Genomic DNA, 23,268 nt, shown 5'->3' with positions numbered 1-23,268 from the left:
CCCGGGCAAGAAGAATATTTCTCTCTGTTTCGTTGCGCTGAAGATCATTTGCAGATAGAAATTCTGCATAAACATAAAAAACAGGTGGTTTTGTCTCATGCGCAAACTGGACCGTACCGATATCGGCATTCTCAACAGCCTGCAGGAGAACGCTCGCATCACCAACGCCGACCTCGCCCGCTCGGTCAATCTGTCGCCGACACCGTGCTTCAATCGGGTCAAGGCCATGGAAGAATTAGGGTTGATTCGCGAACAGGTGACACTGCTGGATGCCGATCTGCTGGGCCTGCACGTGAACGTGTTCATTCACGTCAGTCTGGAGAAACAGGTCGAGGAAGCGTTGCAGCATTTCGAGGAAGCCATTTCCGATCGTCCCGAGGTGATGGAGTGCTATCTGATGGCCGGCGACCCGGACTATCTGATCCGGGTGCTGGTGCCGACCATTCAGTCTTTGGAGCGGTTCATGATGGACTTCCTGACCAAGGTGCCGGGCGTGGCGAATATCCGGTCAAGCTTTGCGCTGAAGCAGGTGCGCTACAAGACCGCGTTGCCGCTGCCGGTCAACGGTCTGATTCTGGGCGCCTGATTGCGGCGGCGTCATTGAAGTCATACCGATATTCAAGTGCCGCCGTGTCGATGACTTGTCCAGCCTTCCACATTCTTTGCCAAGGTGCAGGCTCGATGTCCGGATGAAAGATCAGGGTGGCATCGAGCATGTCCCGGGGGGCGTCATCGGCAAACGAGATCGCGGGTTCGGCCGGGTGCTGACGCTTCCACATTTCCCACAGGTAATCGAGGTGACAGTGGTGCAGAAAGAATATCGGGTCGTTCGGCGAGGCGGCGCTGGCCATGTTGCCGCCGACCCACGAATGCACTCTATTGTGCATCTGCTCCATCTGGTTTTCCCAACCTTCGGGTTCGGACCAGTAGGGTGTTCGGTTCATGGCCGACTCGATCTCTGGCGCGGTAGGCAGTGGCGAACCGGCTGCACCAAAGTTGCGCCTCAGCATCGGAATCCCTTCGTCACCATCCCAGATCCTGACGCCGAAGATGCCACTTTCGAAAGCAAATGGCCCGAGGGTTACACGCTGGTCTAACTGGGGATCGCCATCTCTGCCCATGAAGTCATCCATGAAGGGATTGTCTGCGCCGCTCATGCTCCAGTTCCAGTAAGGCAGGGTAATGCCGGGGTCATTGGCCACGACTTGCAGTTCCCACTCGAATTGGCGAATCAGGATCCGGTGCCAGGGAAAAAACAGGGGGCTGCGATGGGGATTGGGGGAAATCGGATTGCCCAGCCCCATGGAATTCTTGTGAATCTGTACAAAGTCATCATAGCGATACTGCTGGCCAGGTCGCAGGATGCTGGGGGTTTGATTCTTCAAAATCAGGATGGCGCTGATGAACGCGTCTTTCTGTGCCGCTGACATGTCACGGTGATTACGACGAATATCCATATTGCGAAAACTCCATTGAATGTTTGCCCAATGAAGTCTGGCTGCTGACAGGATTTTATCCAGTTCACCTCTATCGCCAGAGAGCGTAGGAAATATTTATTTTTCAGCGAGTTGAGCGACTTTTCCTATAAGGAGTTCAGAGGGATCTTCAGGTAGACCACGCCATTGTCCTCGGCCGCCGGAAAATTCCCCGCCCGCACATTCACCTGAATCGCCGGCAGCAACAGCGTCGGCATGCCCAGCCCGGCATCACGCTTGGTGCGCATCTCGACGAACGCCGCCTCATCAATCCCGTCATGCACATGGATGTTGCTCTTGCGCTGCTCACCGACAGTGGTCTGGCACTGCGATTGCCGACCTTCGGGCGGGTAGTCGTGACAGACATAGAGTTTCACGCCGGCAGGGAACGCCAACAGCTTGTGGATCGAGTTGAACAACTGATGCGCATTGCCACCGGGGAAGTCGCAGCGGGCGGTGCCGACGTCGGGCATGAACAGCGTGTCGCCGACCAGAATCTGCTCGCCGTCGATCAGGTAGGCCATGTCCGCTGGCGTGTGACCGGGCACGTGCAGGGCGGTAGCCTTGAGGTTGCCGATCAGGAACGACTCGTTGGGCGCGAACAGATGATCGAATTGCGAGCCGTCAACGCAGAAATCCGGCTCCAGATTGAACAGTGCCTTGAACACGTTCTGCACTTTGCTGATGGATTCGCCAATGGCGATCTTGCCGCCCAGTTCCCGGCGCAGGTACGGCGCGGCAGACAGGTGATCGGCGTGGGCGTGGGTCTCCAGCAGCCATTGCACCTGCAGGTTATGCGCGCGGACGAAGGTGATGATTTTGTCCGCCTGTGCGGTGCAGGTGCGGCCGGCGGCACCGTCATAATCGAGCACCGGATCGACGATTGCGCACTGCCCGCCATCGGCTTCGTAGACCACATAGGTGTAGGTCGAGGAGGCGGGGTCGAGGAAAGCTTGAATCAGCGCGGGCATGGACACGAACCTGTGCAAGAGGATGAAAAGTCAGTCATGGGTTGCAACACTTTATGTAAAAACATAATGTTCGCAGCTTAAGTGACGTTGAAGGCTTCCTGCAAATGCAATCCAGTCTGACCGAATGTGAAGTCGCCCAATTGCGCGCCTCGGCCTCCAAGGCCTGTGCGTTGCTCAAGGCGTTGGCCAATGAGGACCGTCTGCTGATCCTGTGCCAGTTGACCCAGGGCGAACGCAACGTCGGCGAGCTGGAAAAAATGACCGGCGTGCGCCAGCCGACGCTGTCTCAGCAACTGGGCATTCTGCGTGACGAAGGGTTGGTCGCGACCCGCCGTGAAGGCAAGTACATTTTTTACGGCCTCGCCAGCCCTGAAGTCATTCAGGTGATGAAAACCCTGTCCGGGCTCTACTGTGGAGCCGTAATGAAAAGCCTCGGCCACTCATAAATGTCAGCCAACAGCACATAAAATCTGTGGGAGCTGGCTTGCCAGCGATGAGGCCTTGTCAGCCGACATTGATGGCGACTGAAACTCCGCCATCGCTGGCAAGCCAACTCCCACAGGTTTTGTGTATGACTGATACTCCTTGCGTGCAGCAATAAGGAACAAGCAATGAACGATCAACACTGGGGCCCATCCATCAGTGCAGATATCGTGGTCATCGGCGGTGGTACGGCCGGCATCGGTTTCGTCGCCAGCCTGCTCAAGCGCGATCCGCAGTTGAACATCACCGTGATCGAGCCAAGTGCCCAGCATTACTACCAACCGGCGTGGACGCTGGTGGGCGGTGGCGCTTTCGACGTGAAAGACACCGTCCGACCAATGTCCAGGGTGATGCCGCGTCAGGCCACCTGGATTCAGGCGGCGGTGACGGCGATCGACCCCGAGCAGCGCCAACTCACCCTGAGCGACGAGCGCACGGTCAGCTATCAGAACCTGATCGTCTGCCCCGGCCTGCGTCTGGGCTGGGAAAAAATCGAAGGCTTGCAGCAAAGTCTTGGCCAGCACGGCGTGACATCCAACTACAGCTATCAGCACGCGCAATACACTTGGGATCAGGTGCAGAAACTGCGCGGTGGCAAGGCACTGTTCACGCAGCCGGCGATGCCGATCAAATGCGCCGGTGCGCCGCAAAAAGCGCTTTATCTGTCGTGCGATTACTGGCGCAAGCATGCCGTGCTGAACAAGATCGAAGTCGAATTCAATCTGGCCGGCGCCGCGCTGTTCGGCGTGGCGACGTTCGTGCCGCCACTGATGAAGTACATCGAAAAGTACAACGCGCAATTGGCTTTCAATTCAAACCTGGTCAAGGTCGACGGCCCGGCGAAAACGGCCTGGTTCGAGCGCAAGGACGTGGACGGCAACGTTGTCCGTGAGGCGAAAACCTTCGATCTGCTGCACGTCGTGCCGCCGCAGGTCGCGCCGGATTTCATCGCGCAAAGTCTGCTGGCAGACCCCGCTGGCTGGTGCGAAGTGAATCCGCACAGCCTGCAGCATCCGCGTTATCCCGAAGTGTTCGCGCTTGGCGACATCTGCGGCACGAGCAATGCGAAAACCGCTGCAGCGGTGCGCAAGCAAGTCGTGGTCGTGGCGGAAAACCTGCTAGCCCTGCGCAAACAACAACCGCTGCCACTGAAGTACGACGGCTATGGCTCCTGCCCGCTGACGGTGGAGAAGGGCAAAGTGATCCTCGCCGAGTTCGGTTATGCCGGGAAGTTGTTGCCGACCTTTGCGCTGGACCCCACCGTGCCGCGCCGCTCGGCATGGTTTCTCAAGGCGACGCTGCTGCCGTGGTTCTACTGGAACGGCATGCTCAAGGGGCGCGAGTGGCTGACGCGTCTGTCCAAAGTCGACTGAGAAATCACTATGTTGCTGGCAAGTCTGTTTGGCGTAGTGATGGGGCTGGTCCTCGGTCTGACCGGGGCGGGCGGCGGCATTCTCGCGGTGCCAGCGCTGGTGCTCGGGCTCGGCTGGACGATGACCCAGGCCGCGCCCGTGGCGTTGTTCGCGGTGGGCAGTGCGGCGGCGGTGGGAGCCATCGATGGTTTGCGTCATGGTCTGGTGCGGTATCGCGCGGCGTTGTTGATTGCGGCGCTCGGCGCGGTGTTTTCGCCGCTGGGGATCTACTTCGCGCACCAGTTGCCGGAGAAAATCCTGATGATTCTGTTCAGCCTGCTGATGGTCATGGTGGCCTGGCGCATGCTGCGCCGCGAGCGTCAGGAAGCAGGTCCGAGCGACCACGGCCACGGCAGTTGGGGGCAGAAAAACTGCATGCTCGATGAAGAAACCGGACGCTTCGACTGGACCGCCAAATGTACGGCGACCCTCGCAGCGCTGGGCGCGGTCACCGGGGTGGTTTCCGGATTGCTCGGTGTCGGTGGCGGCTTTCTGATCGTGCCGGCGTTCAAGCAACTGACCGACGTGCAGATGCGCGGCATCGTCGCCACATCGTTGATGGTGATCAGTCTGATCTCGGCGATTGGTGTGATCGGCGCGTTCCATGCCGGGGTACGCATCGACAGCCTCGGCGCGGCGTTCATCGTCGCCAGCATTATCGGCATGATCATCGGTCGCAGGCTCTGCGCACGGGTGCCGGCGCGGGCGTTGCAGGTGGGATTTGCCAGTGTCTGTCTGGTGGTCGCGGCTTACATGTTGCTGCGTGCCTGAGTCTTGATCTGTGGTGAGGGAGCAAACTCCCTCACCAATGGTGCTGCGTCCGATTACTGGTTGTAAGCCGCTTCACTGTTATCGATCAGCGGATTTTTCTCGGTCAGCACGATCTGCGCAATCCGATCCTTACGCATGAAACTCACCTTCGGGTGCGACTGGGCGTAACGGATGAACCGCTCCATCGCCTCGACCATCGCCGGCGTACCGCCGATGCGGTCGTGAAGACTCACCGACATCATCCGACGCTTTTTTGCACCTTCGGCATAGAGCCGGTCGAATTCCAGCACCAGTTGCTGATAGAACTGGTCGGCGGAAAAATGCCGGCCCTCGACCAAGACGATATCGTTGTTGCGCAGGGTGTATGGCACCACGGCGAACTTACGCCCGCGCACCATCGTCACGAAGGGCTCGTCGCGGCTGACGTCATCGATGTGATAAGTGAAGTTGAGATCCTGCAGCACCTTCAGCGTATTGGGGCTGCGCCGCAGCCAATTGGCGTTGTAGCCGACCGAACGCTGGCCGGTGAGTTTTTCCACCGCCGCCACTCCGTCGCCGATGAATTGTTTTTCCTGCGCGTAACTCATGTTGTAGGAGTCGGCCCAGCGCACACCGTGCGCTGCGAGTTCATGGCCGCGTTCGGCAATCGCCTTGGCCAGCTCCGGGTGTTTGAGCGCGGCTTCGCCGACCACGTGGGAGGTGACTTTGATCCCGGTGCGATCCCACAGATCGAGCATGCGCCACAAACCTTCCTTGTAACCGTAATCGAACCAGGTCTGCGCCGGCAGATCCGGGTAGCCTTTGGGTAAAGGGCTGCCGGAGAACGGACTTTCTGCACCGTCGGGTTGGCCACCGGTCTCGAACTGCATTGATACCGAGATCACCAGTTGTGAACCATCCGGCCATGGCCGTTCCTGGGCAAAGGCGAGGGCGGGCAGCAATAGCGCGGCGGCCAGCAGGTTTTTCAACAGGCGCGGGGAGCGTTGTCGGTGTGAAGTGGTCATATCGGTCACCTTGAGGTTTGAGAAGTGGCTCAAGGGTGGCACCCGCTACGCTGGGGAAAAATCCGCTGCGGACGAGATGACTTTTAAACAAATTTTACGAATCGGGCTTCACACAATTCCGGTGTAGGAGTGAGCCTGCTCGCGATAGCGATTTAACAATCCACAATCATAGTGACTGATATACCGCTATCGCGAGCAGGCTCACTCCTACAAGGGATATGGGTTTGCAGGACGATTTGCGGCAAACTTCAGCAACTTCCAGCACAAGGCCTCTGAATGGATCGATACGCCCCGCGCAACTGGCAGCCTCACGAGAAGCCCAGTCTGCCCGGTTCCCCATCGACACCGCTGCACTCCAACCCCAAGCGCCTGGCCTATGCGTTGGTCGGGTTGCTGGTGGCGTTGACTGGTGGTTTGGGCAATTCGCTGGTGGTCGCCAACCTGGTTTACCTGCAAGGTGCACTCGGCGCGACCACGGCGGAAATGGCCTGGTTGCCGGCGGCGTACGTGATGACCAACGTGTCGATGAACCTGCTGCTGGTGAAGTTTCGTCAGCAGTTCGGTTTGCGCGCGTTTACCGAGGTGTTTCTGGTGCTGTATGCGCTGGTGACCTTTGGTCATTTGTTCGTCAACGACCTGAATTCGGCAGTGGCGGTGCGCGCCGCCCACGGCATGGTCGGCGCCGCGCTGAGTTCCTTGGGCCTGTATTACATGGTGCAGGCATTCCCGGCAAAGTGGCGGATGAAGGCGCTGGTGCTGGGGCTCGGCACCTCGCAATTGGCGTTGCCGCTGGCGCGCCTGTTCTCCGAAGACTTGCTGCAGATTGCCGAATGGCGTGGCTTGTACCTGTTCGAATTGGGCATGGCGTTGCTATCGCTGGGCTGCGTGTTGATGCTCAAGTTGCCGCCGGGCGACCGCTTCAAGACTTTCGAAAAACTCGACTTCCTGACTTTCGCCATTCTTGCCAGCGGCGTGGCGTTGCTCTGTGCGGTACTGTCGCTGGGGCGGATTGACTGGTGGCTCGAAGCCGACTGGATCGGCGTCGCGCTCGCTGCCTCGATTGCGTTGATCCTCACGGGGCTGGCCATCGAGCACAATCGCAGCAACCCGATGCTGATGACCCGCTGGCTGGGCAGCGGGGTGATGATCCGGCTGGCGCTGGCGGTGATTCTGATCCGCATGGTGACGTCGGAGCAATCCACCGGCGCCGTCGGCTTCATGCAGTACCTGAACATGAGCAATCAGCAGTTACACAGCCTGTACGTGGTGATGCTGATCGGCAGCGTCGCCGGGCTGCTCACCAGTGCGCTGACCATTGACCCGAAACACTTGCTCATGCCGCTGATCATCTCGCTGGCGCTGATGGCGACGGGCTCGGTGATGGACAGCTATTCGAACAACCTGACGCGTCCCGAGAATCTATATTTCAGTCAGTTCCTGCTGGCGTTCGGCAGTACGTTTTTCCTCGGTCCGACCATGGTCCTCGGCACGCGTAACGTGTTGACCAATCCGCGCAATCTGGTGAGCTTTTCCGTGCTGTTCGGGATCTGCAATAACCTCGGCGGGCTGATCGGTGCGGCGTTGCTCGGCACCTTTCAGATCGTCCGGGAGAAGTTTCACTCCAGTCACATCGTCGAACACCTGGTGATGTCAGATCCATTAGTCGCCGCACGGGTGGCGAGCGGCGGATCGGCTTACGGCTCGCTGCTGGCCGATCCGAGCCTGCGCAATCTTGCCGGTATTCGCAGTCTGGCCAACGCCGCGACTCGCGAAGCCAACGTACTGGCCTATAACGATGTGTTCATGCTCATCGCGGTGATCGCGGTGCTGACCATGATCTGGATTTCCATTCGTGCGCTGTGGCTGATGAGCACCACCAAAAGCGTCGCTCCAGCGCCTTCCGTACCAACCAGCGGTGCCACTTCTTCATGACCGAACCGACCACCACAACCACCAATGCCATTGCCGCCACGCCTGAAGGTGTGGCGCCGCCGTCATCGCCGAACACCGAGCCGCGCTCGTTGCGGGTGCGGATCATCTCTTCGCTGGGCTTTGCCGCGATTGCCATCGTCGGCGTGTTGATCGTGCTGTATGCCTGGCAATTGCCACCGTTCAGCAGCGCTGTCGAGACCACCGAAAACGCGCTGATTCGCGGGCAGGTGACGATCATCGGCCCGCAGCTCGCCGGTTATGTCTATGAAGTGCCGGTGCAGGATTTCCAATATGTGAAGGCCGGCGATTTGCTGGTGCGTCTGGACGACCGCATCTACCAGCAACGCCTCGACCAGTCGCTGGCACAACTGGCCGTGCAGAAAGCCGCATTGGCTAACGTCGTGCAGCAACGCAACAGTGCCGAAGCGACGATCAAGCTGCGTCAGGCGGTGGTTGCTGACAGCGAAGCGCAGTTACGCAAGAGCGAAGCGGATTTGCGCCGCAACAGGGAGCTGGTGAGTGACGGCTCGGTGTCCAAGCGCGAGATGGACGTGGCCCTCGCGGCAAATGCACAGGGCATTGCGGCGGTGGCGCAGGCCAAGGCCAATCTGGAAATAGCCCGTCAGGATCTGCAAACGGTGATCGTCAATCGCGGCTCGCAAGAGGCGGCGGTGGCCAGTGCGGAAGCGGCGGTGCAACTGGCGCGCATCGACTTGTCGAACACGCGCATCGTCGCCCCGCGCGACGGCCAGCTCGGGCAGATCGGCGTGCGCCTCGGTGCCTACGTCAACTCCGGTGCGCAGTTGATGGCGTTGGTGCCGAACCAGAAGTGGGTGATCGCCAACATGAAGGAAACGCAGATGGACAATGTGCGGGTCGGGCAACCGGTACGGTTCACCGTCGATGCGTTGAACCACAAGAAATTCACCGGGCATGTGCAGCATATTTCGCCGGGCACCGGTTCTGAATTTGCCTTGCTGCAGGCTGACAACGCCACCGGCAACTTCGTCAAGATCGCCCAGCGCGTGCCGGTGCGCATCACCATTGATGAGGGGCAACAGGAAGAGGAACGGTTGCGGCCGGGGATGTCGGTGGTGGTGAGTATCGACACCGCTGCGGGCGATACCCAGCCGCACTGATCAACTCATAACCCTGTGGGAGCTGGCTTGCCAGCGATGATGTCGGCACATCCGAAATATCTGTTCCTGACACACCGTCATCGCTGGCAAGCCAGCTCCCACAGGGGAAGTGCGTTCAGGTTGAGATCATTGGGGGCAGGGTGCCGAGCAGTGAGACGGCGGCGACTGCGCCGATGCCGAGCAACCATTCCAGCATCACGCTGCGCTCGAGTGCGTCCATTCGCTGTTCGCAATCAGCAATGCGCAAGCGATTGAACAGCGCCAACCCCAACATCCCCAGCACGATCATTGCCTTGATCAGCAGAATCAGCGCGAAGCCTGTGAACAGCGGCGTCGGCCACCACTGACCGGTCAGCACGCGCACGTTGATCAATCCGCTGATCAGCAGCCCCGCCACCAGCGCATAACCGACACCGCTGAAACGCTGCAGAATCTGCTTCAGCGGCTCACTCGGCTGGCGCAGGATCAGCACCAGCACCAACAATCCGCCAAGCCACGCTGCCACGCAGGTCAGATGAATGATCTGGTTGAGAATCAGCAGTTGCCCGCTCAAGCCATCCAGCATTGCGCCGTGCCCGACCGGGGCTAGAGTCGCCAACAGTAAGCCGCTCAAGCCCAGCCGCAGCGGCATGCTTGAGCGCCACGGCGTGAACAGCAATGCCAGCAGCACAGCGTTGATCAGCAAATGCCAACGCCACACCTGACCAAAAAAGGTCTTGCCCAACACCAGCGCAAGCGTGTCGGGATCGAACGCGGCCGCTGTTGAACCGGCCATGCTCGCCGTGATCAGCAGCGCCCAGATCACGCCGCTGACCAGCGCAATCGCCGCCAGCCAACGCGCCAGCCGCGCCTGGTGCCGATCCACCACCAGCGCTTCACCCTTGAGCAACAAGGGCCTGAACAGCCAGGCCCCGAACAGCATCAACACCACGGTGAAATGCACAAAGCGACACAGCACCAGCGCTTCACTCATGAATTACTGGCCAACCTTGAACTGATAGGCGCCTTCGCTTTTGTGTGTGTCGACCGACACGGCGTGCCATTCGACTTTGTACTCACCCGCCGTCAGCGGTGCGGCCGGGGTGACGATCAGGGTTTTCTTGTCGCCTTCGGTGGTCAGTGCTTTGACCGCGACGGGGGCACCGTCCTTGGTCACCGTGACTTTGGTGAAGCTGGCCTCAACGCCTTCGGAAAAAGTCAGGCGCAGATCAGCCGGGGCGGCGACGGTGCTGTCGGCGGCCGGGGTCTGGCTTTTCAGGTGGGCGTGGGCGAATACCGACGAGGCGGCGAACAGCGAGGCGAGCAGGGCAGTGGTGGTCAGGATGTTCTTGAACAGCATCGCGGGTACCTCTGAGGCAGGATCGAAGAAGCCGTCAGTTTAGCCATCCGGCCACGTCTGTACGAAGTTTTGTTTTCAGCGGTCGCCCGCGCACCAGAGCGGATGCTAGTCTTGGGCAACGCTGTTGTCAGGGAGCCCTTATGGGCAATCACAAGATCGAGATCCGCCGCAGTAACGTCGAAAAAATCCTCCTGGCGGCGGAAAAAGTCTTCGCCGAAAAAGGCTTCGGCAGCACCGCCATGGCCGACATCGCTGCTGAGGTGCAGCTGCCGCGTTCCAACCTGCATTACTACTTTTCAACCAAAAGCGAACTGTACAGCGCCGTGCTGTTCGACCTGCTGGAAGTGTGGAAACAGGATGCGTTGTGCTTCGAGATGTTCGACGACCCGCGTGTGGTGCTCAGCAGCTACATCCGCGCCAAGATGAACCACTCACGCAGTCGGCCATACGGTTCGAAAGTCTGGGCCAACGAAATCATCCACGGTGCGCCGACGTTGGGCGAGGCGCTGGATGTCAGCCTATATGACTGGGCGAAAATGAAGGAAGCGAAGATCCGCCAGTGGGTAGAAGACAAGCGGATTCTGCCGGTGGAACCGTCGAGCCTGCTGTACATGATCTGGGCTTCGACCCAGCATTACGCCGACTTCGATCATCAGGTGAACATACTCAATGATCACCAGCCGCTATCGGACATGCAGTTCGAGCGGGCGGTGCAGACGGTGACCAGCGTGATCCTGCGCGGGATCGGGCTGGAGCCCTGAAGTGCAGGATCAAAAGCAAACCCTCACCCCAGCCCTCTCCCAGAGGGAGAGGGGGCCGACCGAGGTGTCCTGCGAGTTACACCGACCTGAAAGACCGGGTCGATTATGGATTCACAACAACACTTTCAGGTCGGCGGAGTTTGCCAGCATCCCCCAATCAGTCCCCTCTCCCTGTGGGAGAGGGTTAGGGTGAGGGGCTTTCAGGATCAGCCCCAGATTCAGACAGCAACGTGATACGGATTCCTCGGATCATGATTCCAGTCGAGAAACGGCTTGCCCGTTTCCATCGGCACCATCTCGATACAGTCCTGCACCGGGCAGGTGATCTGGCACAGATTGCAGCCCACGCACTCCTCATCGATCACTTCATATTTATGCGTCCCGTCCGCCTGCCGCAAACTGCCGATCGCCTGGTGTGAAGTGTCCTCGCAAGCAATGTGGCAGCGCCCGCAACCAATGCACGCCTCCTGGTCAATCTTCGCAATCACCTGATAGTTGATATCGAGATACTTCCAGTCGGTGGTATTGCCCACCGCGCGCCCGGAAAACTCGACGATGTTGGCGTAGCCCTGACTGTCCATCCACCGTGACAAGCCGTCCTTCATCTCCTCGACAATCCGAAACCCATGCAGCATCGCCGCCGTGCATACCTGTACCGCGCCGCTGCCCAGCGCCATGAATTCCGCCGCATCGCGCCAACTGCCGATGCCGCCAATCCCGCAGATCGGCAAACCCTGGGTCTGTGGGTCACGGGCAATCTCGGCGACCATGTTCAACGCAATCGGTTTGACCGCCGAACCGCAATAGCCGCCGTGGGTGCTCTTGCTGCCGACGGTGGGCAGGGCGACCATGTGTTCGAGGTCGACGCTGGTGATCGAGTTGATCGTATTGATCAGCGACACCGCATCGGCGCCACCACGATGCGCAGCACGGGCGGCGACGCGGATGTCGGTGATGTTCGGCGTCAGTTTGACAATCACCGGCAGCGAGCAGTAAGTCTTGCACCAACGCGTGACCTGCTCGACGTACTCCGGCACCTGGCCGACCGCCGCGCCCATGCCACGCTCGGGCATGCCGTGGGGGCAGCCGAAATTCAGTTCGATGCCGTCGGCACCTGTGGCTTCCACCAGTGGCAGGATGTGTTTCCACGACTCCTCGACGCACGGCACCATCAGCGAGACGATCAGCGCGCGGTCCGGCCAGTCTTTCTTGACCTGGGTGATCTCGCGCAGGTTGATCTCCAGCGAGCGGTCGGTGATCAGCTCGATGTTGTTGATGCCCAGCACTTCGCGGTTGTTGCCGTAATGCGCCGAGTAACGCGACGAGACGTTGACCGCTGCCGGGTCCTCACCGAGGGTTTTCCAGACCACACCACCCCAGCCAGCCTCGAAGGCGCGGACCACGTTGTAGGCCTTGTCGGTCGGCGGAGCGGACGCCAGCCAGAACGGATTAGGGGCTTTGATGCCGGCGAAGACTATCGAGAGATCGGCCATTTACGCAGCCTCCACGTTGAGCATCAGTTGAGCGTTGATCGCTTCGGCGGCACGTTTGCCGTGTTGCACCGCTTGTACGGTGAGGTCCTGATCGAGGCTGGTGCAGTCGCCACCGGCATACACACCGGGGATGCTGGTGCGCAGGTTTTCATCGACCTGGATACGCTCGCCCTGACGCTGGAGTTCGCGGGCCAGCGGGTCGGCGAGGGCGCTGCCGTCGAAGGCCTGGCCGATAGCCTTGAAGATTGCGTCGGCGGCCAGCTCGAAGGTTTCTCCGGTGGTTTGCAGACGGCCGTCGACCAGATCGGTGCGGGCGAAACGCATGCCACGCACGTGGCCCTGCTCGTCGAGCAGCACTTCTTCCGGTTGCGCCCAGGTCAGCAGGCGCACCTGATTGGCCTTGGCGATGTCCTGTTCGTGGCCGGTCGCGCCCATGTCGGCGGCGCCACGGCGATACACCAGATTGACATCGCGAGCACCGAGGCGGGCCATTTGCACGGCCATGTCGATGGCGGTGTTGCCCGCGCCGAGGACGATGCAGCGCTCGGCCAGCGGCAGTTGCGTGAGGTCATCAGCCTGGCGCAGTTCGCGGATGTAATCGGTGGCGGCGAGCAGGCCGGGAGCGTCCTCGTGGGCCAGGCCGAGCTGTTTGCTGGCGTTAAGGCCGAGGCCGAGGAACACCGCGTCGAACTGGTGATGCAGCTCGCTGAGGGTCAGGTTGTCGCCGAGTTTCTGCCCGTGACGGATCTCGATGCCGCCAATCTGCAGGAGGAAATCCAGCTCTTTCTGCGCGTAGTCATCGACCAGTTTGTACTTGGCGATCCCGTATTCGTTGAGGCCGCCAGCCTTCTCACGCGCTTCGAAAATCACCACGTCATGCCCGTGCATGGCGCTGCGATGCGCGCAGGAGAGACCCGCCGGCCCGGCACCGACCACGGCGATGCGCTTACCGGTGCTGGCGGCACGCTGGAATGGGTGCTCGGTGAAATGCGCGTTGTCCACGGCGTAACGTTGCAGCAGGCCGATCAATACCGGCGCGCATTCGTGGGCGTTGTTGCGCACGCAGGCCTGCTGGCAGAGGATTTCGGTCGGGCAGACCCGTGCGCAACTGCCGCCAAGGATGTTCGCCGAAAGGATTTTCTGCGCGGCACCGGGCACGTTGTCCTGATGGATATTGCGGATGAACGACGGAATGTCGATCTCGCTCGGGCACGCATTGACGCACGGCGCGTCGTAGCAATACAGGCAGCGTGAGGCCTCCAGATGCGCCTGGCGATCGTTGAGCGGCGGCGCCAGATCGCTGAAATGGCTGGCGAGGGCGGCCGCGCCTTCGTGCGGGTGCGGGAGATGGTTCAGGGTCTCGATCACGGTTTTGTGCCTCACGGTTATTTGAGGTTTTCTGCCTCTGATGGGCAGTGGGTTTTGCGTCGTTCGGGATGGCCTCATCGCTGGCAAGCCAGCTCCCACAGGCTTCTATGGCGTTCACAAAAACATTGTGGGAGCTGGCTTGCCAGCGATAGGCCGAAGGCCGCTTTCAGCGTTTCACGGCAACTGGCTTATGTTGCTCGGCCCGCTTGCTCAGCAAATCAAACACCGCCGGATACGCCGGCCGTTCGATGTACCGCCCGGCCCCCCGTTCGGCGCGCAGGTCGCCATCGGCCCAGACCACTTTGCCCTGGCTGACGGTGTGGCTCGGCACGCCGCGCACGGTCTTGCCTTCGAAGATGTTGAAGTCCACTTGCTGATGGTGGGTTTTGGCTGAGATGGTGCGCGTGCCTTGCGGGTCCCACAGCACCAGGTCGGCATCGGCGCCGACGCGGATCGCACCTTTTCGTGGATAGAGGTTGAAGATTTTTGCGGTGTTGGTGGAGGTGAGGGCGACGAAGTCCTGCATCGACAAACGTCCGCTGTTCACGCCTTCATCCCAAAGCACCGCCATGCGATCTTCTATGCCGGCGGTGCCATTGGGGATCTTGCTGAAATCGTCGCGTCCGACGGCTTTTTGTTCGGCACAGAAACAGCAATGGTCGGTGGCGGTGGTGTGCAGATTGCCGCTCTGCAAGCCATGCCACAGCGCTTCCTGATGCCCGCGCGGACGGAACGGCGGGCTCATCACGTAACCGGCGGCGGTCTGCCAGTCTGGGTGTTGGTAGACACTGTCATCGAGTAGCAGATGCCCGGCGAGCACCTCGCCGTAAACCGGTTGGCCTTTGCTGCGCGCATAGGTGATTTCGTCGAGGGCTTCCTTGGTCGAGACATGCACCAGATACAAGGGCGTGCCGATGGTTTCGGCAATGCGAATCGCCCGGCTCGCGGCTTCACCTTCGACCTGCGACGGACGCGACAGTGGGTGCGCTTCCGGCCCGGTGATGCCTTGGGCCATCAACTTGCGTTGCAGGTGATACACCAGCTCGCCGTTTTCCGCGTGCACGGTTGGCACCGCGCCGAGTTCCAGGCAGCGCTCGAAACTCGCCACCAAGGTGTCGTCGGCGGCCATGATCGCGTTCTTGTAGGCCATGAAATGCTTGAAGCTGTTGATCCCGTGATGGCTGACCAGTTCGGCCATTTCCTCGCGGACCTGTTCGCTCCACCAGGTGATCGCGACGTGGAAGCCATAGTCCGACGCCGACTTCTCGGCCCAGCCGCGCCACTGATGAAACGCTTCCATCAACGATTGCTGCGGATTGGGAATAACGAAGTCGATGATCGACGTGGTGCCGCCGGCCAGACCCGCTGCCGTGCCGCTGTAGAAGTCCTCACTGGCGACGGTGCCCATGAACGGTAGTTGCATGTGCGTGTGCGGGTCTATGCCGCCGGGCATCAGGTATTGGCCGCTGCCGTCGAGTACTTCGGCGCCGGCGGGAATATCAAGATTTTCACCAATGGCTTTGATCACGCCGTCAGCGCAATAGACGTCGGCGCGATAACTTTCATCATGGGTAATAACGGTGGCGCCACGGATCAACAGAGACATTCCGAGTTCCTCGCAGGCATGACCGACTTGTGTCGGTTCTAAATGTTTTATTGATGTACAGCGGTGAAGGGCGTATTCCTGTCAGTGCTGTCAGGAATAGAAGCTAGTCGCAGTTTTACAATAGATCAAGATTATTTTTTATAAGCTTATGACTGTTTTAAGTTGCTGAAAAATAAGAGTAAAAATTCATAATCACCAAAATGGTGAGGCTGCTCACCATTTTGACGCACTTGACAGGTTGGAAATATGAGCAAGATTTCCTATGTGAAATCAGCCGCTTGAAGTTGAGCTGCGGTTGCTCGTTCACAATGAAAATAAATGCAGTGCACCAGATTGAGTCCTGTCTGTTCGGACAACTTGCCAAGTGTTTAGCCTGAGCACCCAGACAAGTTTGCGCGAACTCATCCGGTGAATAATTAAAACTGATGAATATCAGAAAGTTGCAAAGCGTTTGAAACATCGCCCGATGCGTAAGCGGGGCACCCGGCACGTTTATTGATGCCGCCGCTGACACCGTGGCCGGTGCATGAAAGTTGTCAGTTCCTCCGGCCATCGTCCGGCTTGCACCTATGTGTGTAGCCGCCTGATGAGCAAAAAAATAATCAGAAGAACAGTGGAGCGGCCATGCAACAGAACAGATCGCAAGTGACCGAGCGCGACGGCTTGTTCGAACTCGAAGCCGGCAGCGACGTCCTCGACAGTCCCCGTTACAACCACGACATGGCACCGACCAAGGTGCGCGAACGAACCTGGAACAAATGGCACATCACCGCGCTGTGGGTCGGCATGTCGATCTGCGTGCCGACCTATACCCTCGGCGGTGTGCTCACTGCGTACTTCGGCCTGACTGTTGGCGAAGCGCTGTTGGCCATTCTGTTCGCCAATATCATCGTGTTGATACCGCTCACGCTCAACGCGTTTCCCGGCACCAAGTACGGCATCCCGTTTCCGGTGTTGCTGCGCTCCTCGTTCGGGATTCTCGGTTCCAACGTGCCGTGCCTGATTCGCGCGCTGGTAGCGTGCGGCTGGTTCGGTATTCAGACGATGTTCGGCGGCTTGGCCATTCACCTGTTTCTCGGCTCGATTTTCGACGGCTGGAAATCCCTCGGCGGGACCGGGGAGGTGATCGGCTTCATGATTTTCTGGGCGCTGAACCTGTGGGTGGTGATTCGCGGTGCCGAGTCGATCAAGTGGCTGGAAACCTTATCGGCGCCGCTACTGGTGGCGGTCGGGATCGGCTTGCTGGTGTGGGCGATGCCCAATGTGTCGATGACCGAGCTGCTGGCAATCCCGCCGAAACGTCCGGAAGGCGCGAGTGTGGTCAGTTACTTTGCTGCCGGGCTGACGGCGATGGTTGGCTTCTGGGCCACGTTGTCGCTGAACATTCCCGACTTCAGTCGTTACGCCAAGAGCCAGAAGGACCAGATCCTCGGGCAGATATTCGGCTTGCCGCTGACCATGTTTCTGTTCGCCTCCCTCGGCGTGATCATGACCGCAGCGTCAGTGAAACTGGTCGGTGTCACGGTGTCTGATCCGGTCAGCCTGATCGGCCATATCCAGAGCCCGGTGTGGGTTGCGGTGGCGATGGCGTTGATCATCATCGCCACGCTGTCGACCAATACCGCCGCCAACATTGTCTCGCCGACCAACGACTTCCAGAACATTGCGCCCAAGGTCATCAATCGCACCAAAGCGGTGTTGCTCACCGGTTTTGTCGGGCTGTTGCTGATGGGGCATGAGTTGCTGAAAAAACTTGGGCTGATCGTTTCCGATGTCAGCCTGGAGACCGTGTATTCCAACTGGCTGCTGGGCTATTCGAGCCTGCTCGGGCCGATCGCCGGGATCATGGTGGTGGACTATTTCCTGATCAAGAAACAGCAATTGGACCTGGCCGGGTTGTATCGCGACGACGTGTATCCGGCGTGGAACTGGGCTGGATTTCTCGCGTTCGGCGTGCCGGTGGTGTTGACCTTGTTGTCGCTGGGCAGCGATGCGTTCAGCTGGTTTTACAGCTACGGCTGGTTTACCGGTTCGGCGCTGGGCGGGGTGATTTATTACGGGTTGTGCGTGATGCGGGCGCAGCCTTCGGTCGTGAAATCAGCGGTGTAGTTGAGGGCCTCATCGCTGGCAAGCCAGCTCCCACAGTGGACCGCATTCCAAATTCAAATATGGAGCGCATTCCCCTGTAAGAGCTGGCTTGCCAGCGATGGCTGTCTCACAAGCACCACAGCAACATCCTTAAGAAAAGCAGCCTGAGGAGATCCCATGAACGCAGCCGTAGACGTTCTGCAATCCACCCATCAGCACATCAACCGCGACCGCCTCTGGGCCTCGCTTATGGAACTGGCCAAACTCGGCGCCACGGTCAAGGGCGGGGTCTGTCGCCTGGCCCTGACTGACCTCGATCGCCAGGCCCGCGACCTGTTCGTGCAATGGTGCGAGGACGCCGGATGCAGCGTCACGGTCGATGAAGTCGGCAACATCTTCGCCCGCCGCCCGGGCCGCAATCCGAACCTGGCGCCGGTGATGACCGGTAGCCACATCGACACCCAACCCACCGGCGGCAAGTTCGACGGTTGCTTCGGCGTGCTCGCCGGCGTCGAAGTCCTGCGCACCCTCAACGACCTCGGCGTGGAAACCGAAGCGCCACTGGAGGTGGTGGTCTGGACCAACGAAGAAGGTTCGCGCTTCGCTCCGTGCATGATGGGCTCCGGCGTGTTCGCCGAGAAATTCACCCTTGAAGAAACCCTCGCCAAAGTCGATGCCGAAGGTGTCACCGTCGGCGAAGCGCTCAACGCCATCGGCTATGCCGGCCCGCGCAAAGTCAGCGGCCACAAGGTCGGCGCCTATTTCGAGGCACACATCGAACAAGGCCCGATCCTCGAAGACGAACAGAAAACCATCGGCGTGGTCCTCGGTGCGCTGGGGCAGAAGTGGTTCGACCTGAAGCTGCGCGGTGTCGAGGCGCATGCTGGCCCGACGCCGATGCACCTGCGTAAGGATGCGCTGGTCGGCGCCTCGGTGATCGTCGGCGCCGTCAACCGCGCCGCCCTCGGCCATCAACCCCATGCCTGCGGCACCGTGGGTTGCCTGCAAGCCTATCCCGGCTCGCGCAACGTCATCCCCGGCGAGGTGCGCATGACCCTCGATTTCCGCCATCTGGAACCGGCACGCCTGGACTCGATGATCGCTGAGGTGAAGCAAGTCATCGACGCCACGTGCGAAGAACATGGCCTCACTTATGAGCTGACCCCGACAGCCGATTTTCCTCCGCTGTACTTTGAAAAGGGCTGCGTGGAAGCAGTACGTGGCGCTGCCAAAGGTCTGGGCCTGTCGCACATGGACATCGTCAGCGGCGCCGGGCACGACGCGATTTTCCTCGCCGAACTCGGCCCGGCGGGGATGATCTTCGTACCGTGTGAGGGCGGCATCAGCCATAACGAAATCGAGAACGCGGCACCGGATGATCTGGCGGCAGGGTGTGCGGTGCTATTGCGAGCGATGCTGGCGGCTTCGGCGATGGTCGCCGCCGGTAAAGCCGCAGCCTAAAACCCAAAGATCGCAGCCCTGTAGGAACTGTCGAGTGAAACGAGGCTGCGATCTTTTTCCCGTCACCCAACCGTCACAAATCTGTGCGATGTTGCCGGCCCATGAAAATCATCACCTCCGGCGCGTCCTATCTGGACATCGACGCCTACGCCTGCTGCATCGCCTACGCAGAACTGCTCAATCTGCAAGGCATCCCCGCCCGTGCCGTCAGCAGCACACGACCCAACGCCAGCGTGTCGAAAACCGTGCTGGCCTGGGGCTACGGTCTGCATGAACATGCCCCGGCAGCCAACGACCAATTCGTACTGGTCGACGTATCCGACTATCACCATTTCGACCCATTGGTCGTGCTCGATCAGGTGGTGGAAGTCATCGACCATCATCCGGGTTACGAGCATTACTGGGCGCAAAAACTGGGATCGGCCGCTGATATCCGCCCGATCGGTGCTGCCGCCACTCAGGTTTTCCAGCGCTGGCAGTCGGCGGGTCTATTGCCGCAGATCAGCAAGCAAAGCGCCGCGTTATTGGCCACGGCGATTCTGGATAACACGCTGAATTTCACCGGGCAGATGACCACGGCAGCCGATATCGAGGCCTACTCCGAACTCGCGCCTCTGGGAAAACTGCACGTGAGCTGGCCACAAACGTATTTCCTTGAGTGCCAGGCCAGCATCGAAGCAGACCTCGCTGCCGCGTTGGCAGCCGATTTGAAACGCATGCAGCCCGAGAGCCATCTGCCGCAGGTGTTCGCGCAAATGACGCTGTGGGATGCCGACGCGCTCCTGCACCGCCACCATCCGTCGATCAACGCCTGGATGGCAGGGCAGGGCGGTGACTGGCTGCTGAACGTCATTGGCATCCGAGAAGGGAAAAGCTGTTTGCTGGCGCAACCTGAGGTCAGTCAGCAAAAGCTGAGTCGATTATTGGCACTCGACTGGCAGGCAGGAATTGCTGTTTTAGCGCCGTCAATGTTGCGCAAGGAGTTGCTGAAACTGGGCCTCGGCGCTGCCGATCAAGGCGCACCAAACAGCATCGTCCAATAAACCCCTTCGTCACTTCGCACCTCACTGGCGAAGCCGGCGCCCACTTGCGTAAACATCGGGTTCATCAGGTTGGCGCAGTGGCCAGGGCTGGCCAGCCATCCGGCCATCGCCTTGCCCGGTGAGCTCTGCCCGGCAGCGATGTTTTCGCCGATTTGCCGACCTCGATAACCTGCAGCGCGGGCGCGATCGGCGGGCAGGTCACCGTCTGGTTCGCGGTGGGCGAAATAGTTGCCGTAGGCCATGGCCTTGCTGTGCCCTTGGGCAGCGGCGCCGAGGGCGGCATTCCAGCTCAAGGGTCGCGCAGCGGCGAAGCGCTGGCGTCCACACATTCGCGGGCGAGCGCGTGCAGCATTGACTTCGGCCAGCAGGGCTTTGCCGACGCTGCGGTTATCGCCGACACGGCTGTCGAGTACCGGTCGTGCCAACACCACTTGCCATTCGCTGCGTGCACGGCTGATGCCGATGTCGGCGTATTGAGTGTCGAGCAATGCACCGCAGTAGTCGCTTTGCAGCCTGTCGAACGCTTCTTCGGCATCTTGCGCGCCGACGATGCGGATACTGCGCACCGCCACAGCCGAGTAGCCGGACGACTTCAGCGCTTCGCGCAAGCCGCTGCCGTAGCGGTAGCTGACTGGTAAGGCGAGGTTTGACTTCAACGCCAACGGAGCCAGCCGTTGCGCGGGGCGCCGATCACAACGTTGCGGGTGGGCACGGTAGTCGTTGATGGCCGCCACCAGTTGCCGCTCCGCGCCGGCATGGGCGGTTTCGGCGAACAGGGGCGCAAGGATCAGCAGGCATAACGAAGCGAAGCGAGACGAACGAACGGCGTAGCGCATGGGACGGGCAGCTCTGGAGAGGGACAGCGCTTGAATGGGTTGGCCGCAGAACACGGCGCGGATAGGACTGGGCTTTTTGCACTTGGTTCAGCAGGCGGGTGATTACTTTGCTTTGGATTCGATGTTGCTTTTTACGGGCCTCATCGCTGGCAAGCCAGCTCCCACAGGTCAGATGTCGTTCACAGCATTTTTGTACACCGCAGAAACTTGTGGGAGCTGGCTTGCCAGCGATGAGGACCGTTCTGCCCACACAAGGCTCAGCGATTCAACACATCGCTCATCCACTGCAAATACTCCGCACGCTCTGAAATCGAGTTATGCCCCGAATCAGGCACGACCTTGAGCACCGCCACGCCTTTGGGAAAGTTGCCCAGTAACCGCTGCGTACTGTCCCGGGGGATTACCTCGTCATCACTCGCCGCCAGCAACAACGTCGGCACGCGAAGATGCGCTGCGTACTTGCCCGAATCGAAGCGATCCTTGAGCAACCACTTCACCGGCACCCACGGATATTGCCGCGCGGCGATTTCTTCAAGGCTGTTGTACGGCGTCACCAGAATCAGCTGCTGCACCGGTCGCTGACTGGCCAGACGCACGGCGACCCCCGAGCCCAGGCTGCGCCCGATTACGGCGACCTGCGGATGGCTGGCATACACCTGATCGAACAGCGCCAGCGCATCCTCGGCAATCGCCTCTTCGGACGGTGAGCCGCCGCTGCCACCGAAGCCGCGATAATTCAGCAGGTACAGCGCGTGATCGGGAAATGCCTCGGTAAATTCCGGCAGGTTGCGCGACACGTCCTCCGCATTTCCACCGAAATAGATCAGCGCCCGCGGTCCGACACGCTCGCGGGTGATCACCGAAACCTGCGCGTCCGGCATCGACAGGGTCAGTTGTGAGTCGGCACTGTTGCCGGCGTTGGGCTGGGGAAACCAGATCAGCGAGCGCTGAAAAAAGAACAGCGCCGCGCACAGCACCAGGTACACGGCGATGATCAAAACGACGAGTGACATCAGGGTTCGGGACATTCGGCTACTTTTAACGGGGTGTGAGGGTTCGCTGTCGCAGTGTAGTCCAGCGGTTTGATCCGGCCGTTCTCGCACACAACGTGCAACAGATCCACGCAGCAGGGGAACCAGCATGAGCCACACTGAGGGTTACTCCCGTCGCCGATTGCTCACGCTGGCTGCCGGGGTTTCGGCGGTCTTCACCTTTGATCGGGCGTTGGCCACTGCCACATCGTCCGCCGCGCCCGGAGGCCAAGCCATGCAGACCCGCGTCATCCCATCCAGCTCCGAGCCGCTGCCCATGGTCGGGCTGGGCACCTATCGCGGTTTCGACGTCGGCCCCGGCGATCCGGCCTACAAGCAACTGCCGGCGGTGCTCGACGAACTGTTCGCCAAGGGCGGCACGGTTGTCGACAGCTCGCCCATGTACGGCCGCGCTGAAGCGACCACGGGCGAACTGTTGTCGATCCATCAGCCGCGTTCGCCAGCGTTTCTGGCGACCAAGGTGTGGACGCGGGGACGTGAGGAGGGTATTGCGCAGATGGAGCAGTCGTTCAGTCTGCTGCGCACCGAATGCATCGATCTGATGCAGATCCACAATCTGCTGGACTGGCAAACTCATCTGCCAACCCTGCGTGAATGGAAAGCGCAGGGGCGCATTCGCTACATCGGCATCACCCACTACACGCCTTCGGCCTATGACGAAGTCGAAGCGGTGTTGCAGGCCGAGCCGCTGGATTTTCTGCAAATCAACTACGCCCTCGACGACCGGGGCGTGGAAAAGCGCATTCTGCCGCTGTGCCGCGAGCGCGGCGTGGCAGTGATCTGCAATCGGCCATTTGGCGGCGGTGGCTTGCTCGCCCGGCTCAAGGGCAAACCGCTGCCGGCGTGGGTGTCGGACGTGCAGGTCAACAGTTGGCCGCAACTGGCGCTGAAGTTTCTGCTGGCGCACCCGGCGGTGACTTGCGTGATTCCCGGCACCGGCAATCCACGCTACATGGCTGATAACGTCAGGGCGGGATTCGGGCCGATGCTCACCGATGCGCAGCGCCATCAGTTGATTGCGCTGGTGGGGTAGG

The 23,268-nt window shown here is 60.2% G+C and carries 21 protein-coding genes; 11 read left to right on the top strand and 10 right to left on the bottom strand.

Annotated features, from left to right (window positions below):
- Nucleotides 1-97: 97 nt before the first annotated feature.
- Complete coding sequence (bkdR, locus tag KI231_RS17950; RefSeq protein WP_103305884.1) at nt 98-586, top strand: Bkd operon transcriptional regulator BkdR; 489 nt, start codon at nt 98-100, stop codon at nt 584-586.
- On the opposite strand, the gene KI231_RS17945 is transcribed toward bkdR, so the two are convergent.
- Together KI231_RS17945 and KI231_RS17940 are read right to left on the bottom strand one after the other, a co-directional pair.
- Complete coding sequence (locus KI231_RS17945; protein WP_212809320.1) at nt 561-1,457, bottom strand: tyrosinase family protein; 897 nt, start codon at nt 1,455-1,457, stop codon at nt 561-563. The two genes, bkdR and KI231_RS17945, sit on opposite strands and share 26 nt — an antisense overlap.
- A gap of 125 nt (nt 1,458-1,582) precedes the next feature.
- On the bottom strand, nt 1,583-2,446 hold the full coding sequence (locus tag KI231_RS17940; RefSeq protein WP_212809319.1) for an MBL fold metallo-hydrolase: 864 nt from the start codon (nt 2,444-2,446) through the stop codon (nt 1,583-1,585).
- A 104-nt stretch (nt 2,447-2,550) separates the two neighbouring features.
- Between KI231_RS17940 and KI231_RS17935 the strand changes: the two genes are divergently transcribed.
- The 3 genes from KI231_RS17935 to KI231_RS17925 all read left to right on the top strand — a co-directional run bounded on the left by KI231_RS17935 (nt 2,551) and on the right by KI231_RS17925 (nt 5,112).
- Nucleotides 2,551-2,892, top strand: a complete 342-nt coding sequence (locus tag KI231_RS17935; protein WP_103305887.1) for an ArsR/SmtB family transcription factor — start codon at nt 2,551-2,553, stop codon at nt 2,890-2,892.
- A gap of 165 nt (nt 2,893-3,057) precedes the next feature.
- Nucleotides 3,058-4,302 carry an NAD(P)/FAD-dependent oxidoreductase gene (locus KI231_RS17930; RefSeq protein ID WP_212809317.1) on the top strand — a complete coding sequence of 415 codons (1,245 nt, stop codon included), beginning with the start codon at nt 3,058-3,060 and terminating at the stop codon, nt 4,300-4,302.
- A 9-nt stretch (nt 4,303-4,311) separates the two neighbouring features.
- Complete coding sequence (locus KI231_RS17925; protein WP_103305889.1) at nt 4,312-5,112, top strand: sulfite exporter TauE/SafE family protein; 801 nt, start codon at nt 4,312-4,314, stop codon at nt 5,110-5,112.
- Nucleotides 5,113-5,165: 53 nt separating this feature from the next.
- Here KI231_RS17925 and KI231_RS17920 read toward each other — a convergent pair whose 3' ends face one another.
- The gene (locus KI231_RS17920; protein WP_212809315.1) at nt 5,166-6,116 is read right to left on the bottom strand and encodes a polysaccharide deacetylase family protein; all 951 of its coding nucleotides are present in this window, start codon (nt 6,114-6,116) and stop codon (nt 5,166-5,168) included.
- A 276-nt stretch (nt 6,117-6,392) separates the two neighbouring features.
- Between KI231_RS17920 and KI231_RS17915 the strand changes: the two genes are divergently transcribed.
- A complete protein-coding gene (locus KI231_RS17915; protein WP_212809314.1) occupies nt 6,393-8,048 on the top strand; it encodes an MFS transporter in 1,656 nt (551 codons plus the stop codon).
- Nucleotides 8,045-9,187, top strand: a complete 1,143-nt coding sequence (locus KI231_RS17910; protein ID WP_103305892.1) for an HlyD family secretion protein — start codon at nt 8,045-8,047, stop codon at nt 9,185-9,187. The genes KI231_RS17915 and KI231_RS17910 overlap by 4 nt, the downstream gene beginning before the upstream one ends.
- Before the next feature lie 115 nt (nt 9,188-9,302).
- Here KI231_RS17910 and copD read toward each other — a convergent pair whose 3' ends face one another.
- Together copD and copC are read right to left on the bottom strand one after the other, a co-directional pair.
- Nucleotides 9,303-10,160, bottom strand: a complete 858-nt coding sequence (gene copD / locus KI231_RS17905; protein WP_212809312.1) for a copper homeostasis membrane protein CopD — start codon at nt 10,158-10,160, stop codon at nt 9,303-9,305.
- Between the two features lie 3 nt (nt 10,161-10,163).
- A complete protein-coding gene (copC, locus tag KI231_RS17900; RefSeq protein WP_103305894.1) occupies nt 10,164-10,526 on the bottom strand; it encodes a copper homeostasis periplasmic binding protein CopC in 363 nt (120 codons plus the stop codon).
- Nucleotides 10,527-10,666: 140 nt separating this feature from the next.
- Here copC and KI231_RS17895 point away from each other — a divergent pair, with 140 nt between their 5' ends.
- Nucleotides 10,667-11,287, top strand: coding sequence for a TetR/AcrR family transcriptional regulator (locus tag KI231_RS17895; RefSeq protein ID WP_095190174.1), 621 nt, complete (start codon nt 10,667-10,669; stop codon nt 11,285-11,287).
- Nucleotides 11,288-11,505: 218 nt separating this feature from the next.
- Here the strand turns inward: KI231_RS17895 and preA are convergent, their stop codons facing one another.
- From preA to hydA, 3 genes are all read right to left on the bottom strand, one after another.
- Entirely contained in the window at nt 11,506-12,780 is a 1,275-nt protein-coding gene (gene preA, locus KI231_RS17890; RefSeq protein WP_212809310.1) for an NAD-dependent dihydropyrimidine dehydrogenase subunit PreA, read from the bottom strand.
- Complete coding sequence (locus KI231_RS17885; RefSeq protein WP_212809309.1) at nt 12,781-14,148, bottom strand: NAD(P)-dependent oxidoreductase; 1,368 nt, start codon at nt 14,146-14,148, stop codon at nt 12,781-12,783. It abuts the gene before it with no gap.
- 166 nt (nt 14,149-14,314) lie between these two features.
- Nucleotides 14,315-15,754, bottom strand: a complete 1,440-nt coding sequence (gene hydA, locus KI231_RS17880) for a dihydropyrimidinase (protein ID WP_212809308.1) — start codon at nt 15,752-15,754, stop codon at nt 14,315-14,317.
- A 624-nt stretch (nt 15,755-16,378) separates the two neighbouring features.
- On the opposite strand from hydA, the gene KI231_RS17875 reads away from it, so the two are divergent.
- From KI231_RS17875 to KI231_RS17865, 3 genes are all read left to right on the top strand, one after another.
- Complete coding sequence (locus KI231_RS17875; RefSeq protein WP_212809307.1) at nt 16,379-17,863, top strand: NCS1 family nucleobase:cation symporter-1; 1,485 nt, start codon at nt 16,379-16,381, stop codon at nt 17,861-17,863.
- Between the two features lie 156 nt (nt 17,864-18,019).
- The gene (locus KI231_RS17870) at nt 18,020-19,303 is read left to right on the top strand and encodes a Zn-dependent hydrolase (RefSeq protein WP_212809306.1); all 1,284 of its coding nucleotides are present in this window, start codon (nt 18,020-18,022) and stop codon (nt 19,301-19,303) included.
- Between the two features lie 101 nt (nt 19,304-19,404).
- Nucleotides 19,405-20,346, top strand: coding sequence for a DHH family phosphoesterase (locus KI231_RS17865; protein WP_212809305.1), 942 nt, complete (start codon nt 19,405-19,407; stop codon nt 20,344-20,346).
- On the opposite strand, the gene KI231_RS17860 is transcribed toward KI231_RS17865, so the two are convergent.
- Both KI231_RS17860 and KI231_RS17855 read right to left on the bottom strand, forming a co-directional pair.
- Nucleotides 20,316-21,182 carry a CAP domain-containing protein gene (locus tag KI231_RS17860; protein WP_212809303.1) on the bottom strand — a complete coding sequence of 289 codons (867 nt, stop codon included), beginning with the start codon at nt 21,180-21,182 and terminating at the stop codon, nt 20,316-20,318. The genes KI231_RS17865 and KI231_RS17860 overlap by 31 nt on opposite strands.
- 257 nt (nt 21,183-21,439) lie before the next feature.
- A complete protein-coding gene (locus KI231_RS17855) occupies nt 21,440-22,210 on the bottom strand; it encodes an alpha/beta hydrolase (RefSeq protein WP_212809301.1) in 771 nt (256 codons plus the stop codon).
- 112 nt (nt 22,211-22,322) lie between these two features.
- Between KI231_RS17855 and KI231_RS17850 the strand changes: the two genes are divergently transcribed.
- Nucleotides 22,323-23,267, top strand: coding sequence for an aldo/keto reductase (locus tag KI231_RS17850; RefSeq protein ID WP_212809299.1), 945 nt, complete (start codon nt 22,323-22,325; stop codon nt 23,265-23,267).
- Nucleotide 23,268: the final 1 nt, after the last annotated feature.

Source organism: Pseudomonas sp. Seg1, assembly GCF_018326005.1.
Taxonomy (GTDB): domain Bacteria; phylum Pseudomonadota; class Gammaproteobacteria; order Pseudomonadales; family Pseudomonadaceae; genus Aquipseudomonas.
This window is presented reverse-complemented; position numbering and strand designations above follow the sequence as displayed.

Bases quoted from the DNA above. Each gene is read 5' to 3' on its own strand.
- copC (WP_103305894.1), bottom strand. From the start codon at position 10,526: ATGCTGTTCAAGAACATCCTGACCACCACTGCCCTGCTCGCCTCGCTG.
- KI231_RS17930 (WP_212809317.1), top strand. From the start codon at position 3,058: ATGAACGATCAACACTGGGGCCCATCCATCAGTGCAGATATCGTGGTC.
- KI231_RS17915 (WP_212809314.1), top strand. From the start codon at position 6,393: ATGGATCGATACGCCCCGCGCAACTGGCAGCCTCACGAGAAGCCCAGT.
- KI231_RS17935 (WP_103305887.1), top strand. From the start codon at position 2,551: ATGCAATCCAGTCTGACCGAATGTGAAGTCGCCCAATTGCGCGCCTCG.
- KI231_RS17910 (WP_103305892.1), top strand. From the start codon at position 8,045: ATGACCGAACCGACCACCACAACCACCAATGCCATTGCCGCCACGCCT.
- hydA (WP_212809308.1), bottom strand. From the start codon at position 15,754: ATGTCTCTGTTGATCCGTGGCGCCACCGTTATTACCCATGATGAAAGT.
- KI231_RS17920 (WP_212809315.1), bottom strand. From the start codon at position 6,116: ATGACCACTTCACACCGACAACGCTCCCCGCGCCTGTTGAAAAACCTG.
- copD (WP_212809312.1), bottom strand. From the start codon at position 10,160: ATGAGTGAAGCGCTGGTGCTGTGTCGCTTTGTGCATTTCACCGTGGTG.
- KI231_RS17865 (WP_212809305.1), top strand. From the start codon at position 19,405: ATGAAAATCATCACCTCCGGCGCGTCCTATCTGGACATCGACGCCTAC.
- KI231_RS17925 (WP_103305889.1), top strand. From the start codon at position 4,312: ATGTTGCTGGCAAGTCTGTTTGGCGTAGTGATGGGGCTGGTCCTCGGT.
- KI231_RS17860 (WP_212809303.1), bottom strand. From the start codon at position 21,182: ATGCGCTACGCCGTTCGTTCGTCTCGCTTCGCTTCGTTATGCCTGCTG.
- KI231_RS17855 (WP_212809301.1), bottom strand. From the start codon at position 22,210: ATGTCCCGAACCCTGATGTCACTCGTCGTTTTGATCATCGCCGTGTAC.
- preA (WP_212809310.1), bottom strand. From the start codon at position 12,780: ATGGCCGATCTCTCGATAGTCTTCGCCGGCATCAAAGCCCCTAATCCG.
- KI231_RS17850 (WP_212809299.1), top strand. From the start codon at position 22,323: ATGAGCCACACTGAGGGTTACTCCCGTCGCCGATTGCTCACGCTGGCT.
- KI231_RS17940 (WP_212809319.1), bottom strand. From the start codon at position 2,446: ATGCCCGCGCTGATTCAAGCTTTCCTCGACCCCGCCTCCTCGACCTAC.
- KI231_RS17945 (WP_212809320.1), bottom strand. From the start codon at position 1,457: ATGGATATTCGTCGTAATCACCGTGACATGTCAGCGGCACAGAAAGAC.
- KI231_RS17870 (WP_212809306.1), top strand. From the start codon at position 18,020: ATGAACGCAGCCGTAGACGTTCTGCAATCCACCCATCAGCACATCAAC.
- KI231_RS17895 (WP_095190174.1), top strand. From the start codon at position 10,667: ATGGGCAATCACAAGATCGAGATCCGCCGCAGTAACGTCGAAAAAATC.
- KI231_RS17875 (WP_212809307.1), top strand. From the start codon at position 16,379: ATGCAACAGAACAGATCGCAAGTGACCGAGCGCGACGGCTTGTTCGAA.
- bkdR (WP_103305884.1), top strand. From the start codon at position 98: ATGCGCAAACTGGACCGTACCGATATCGGCATTCTCAACAGCCTGCAG.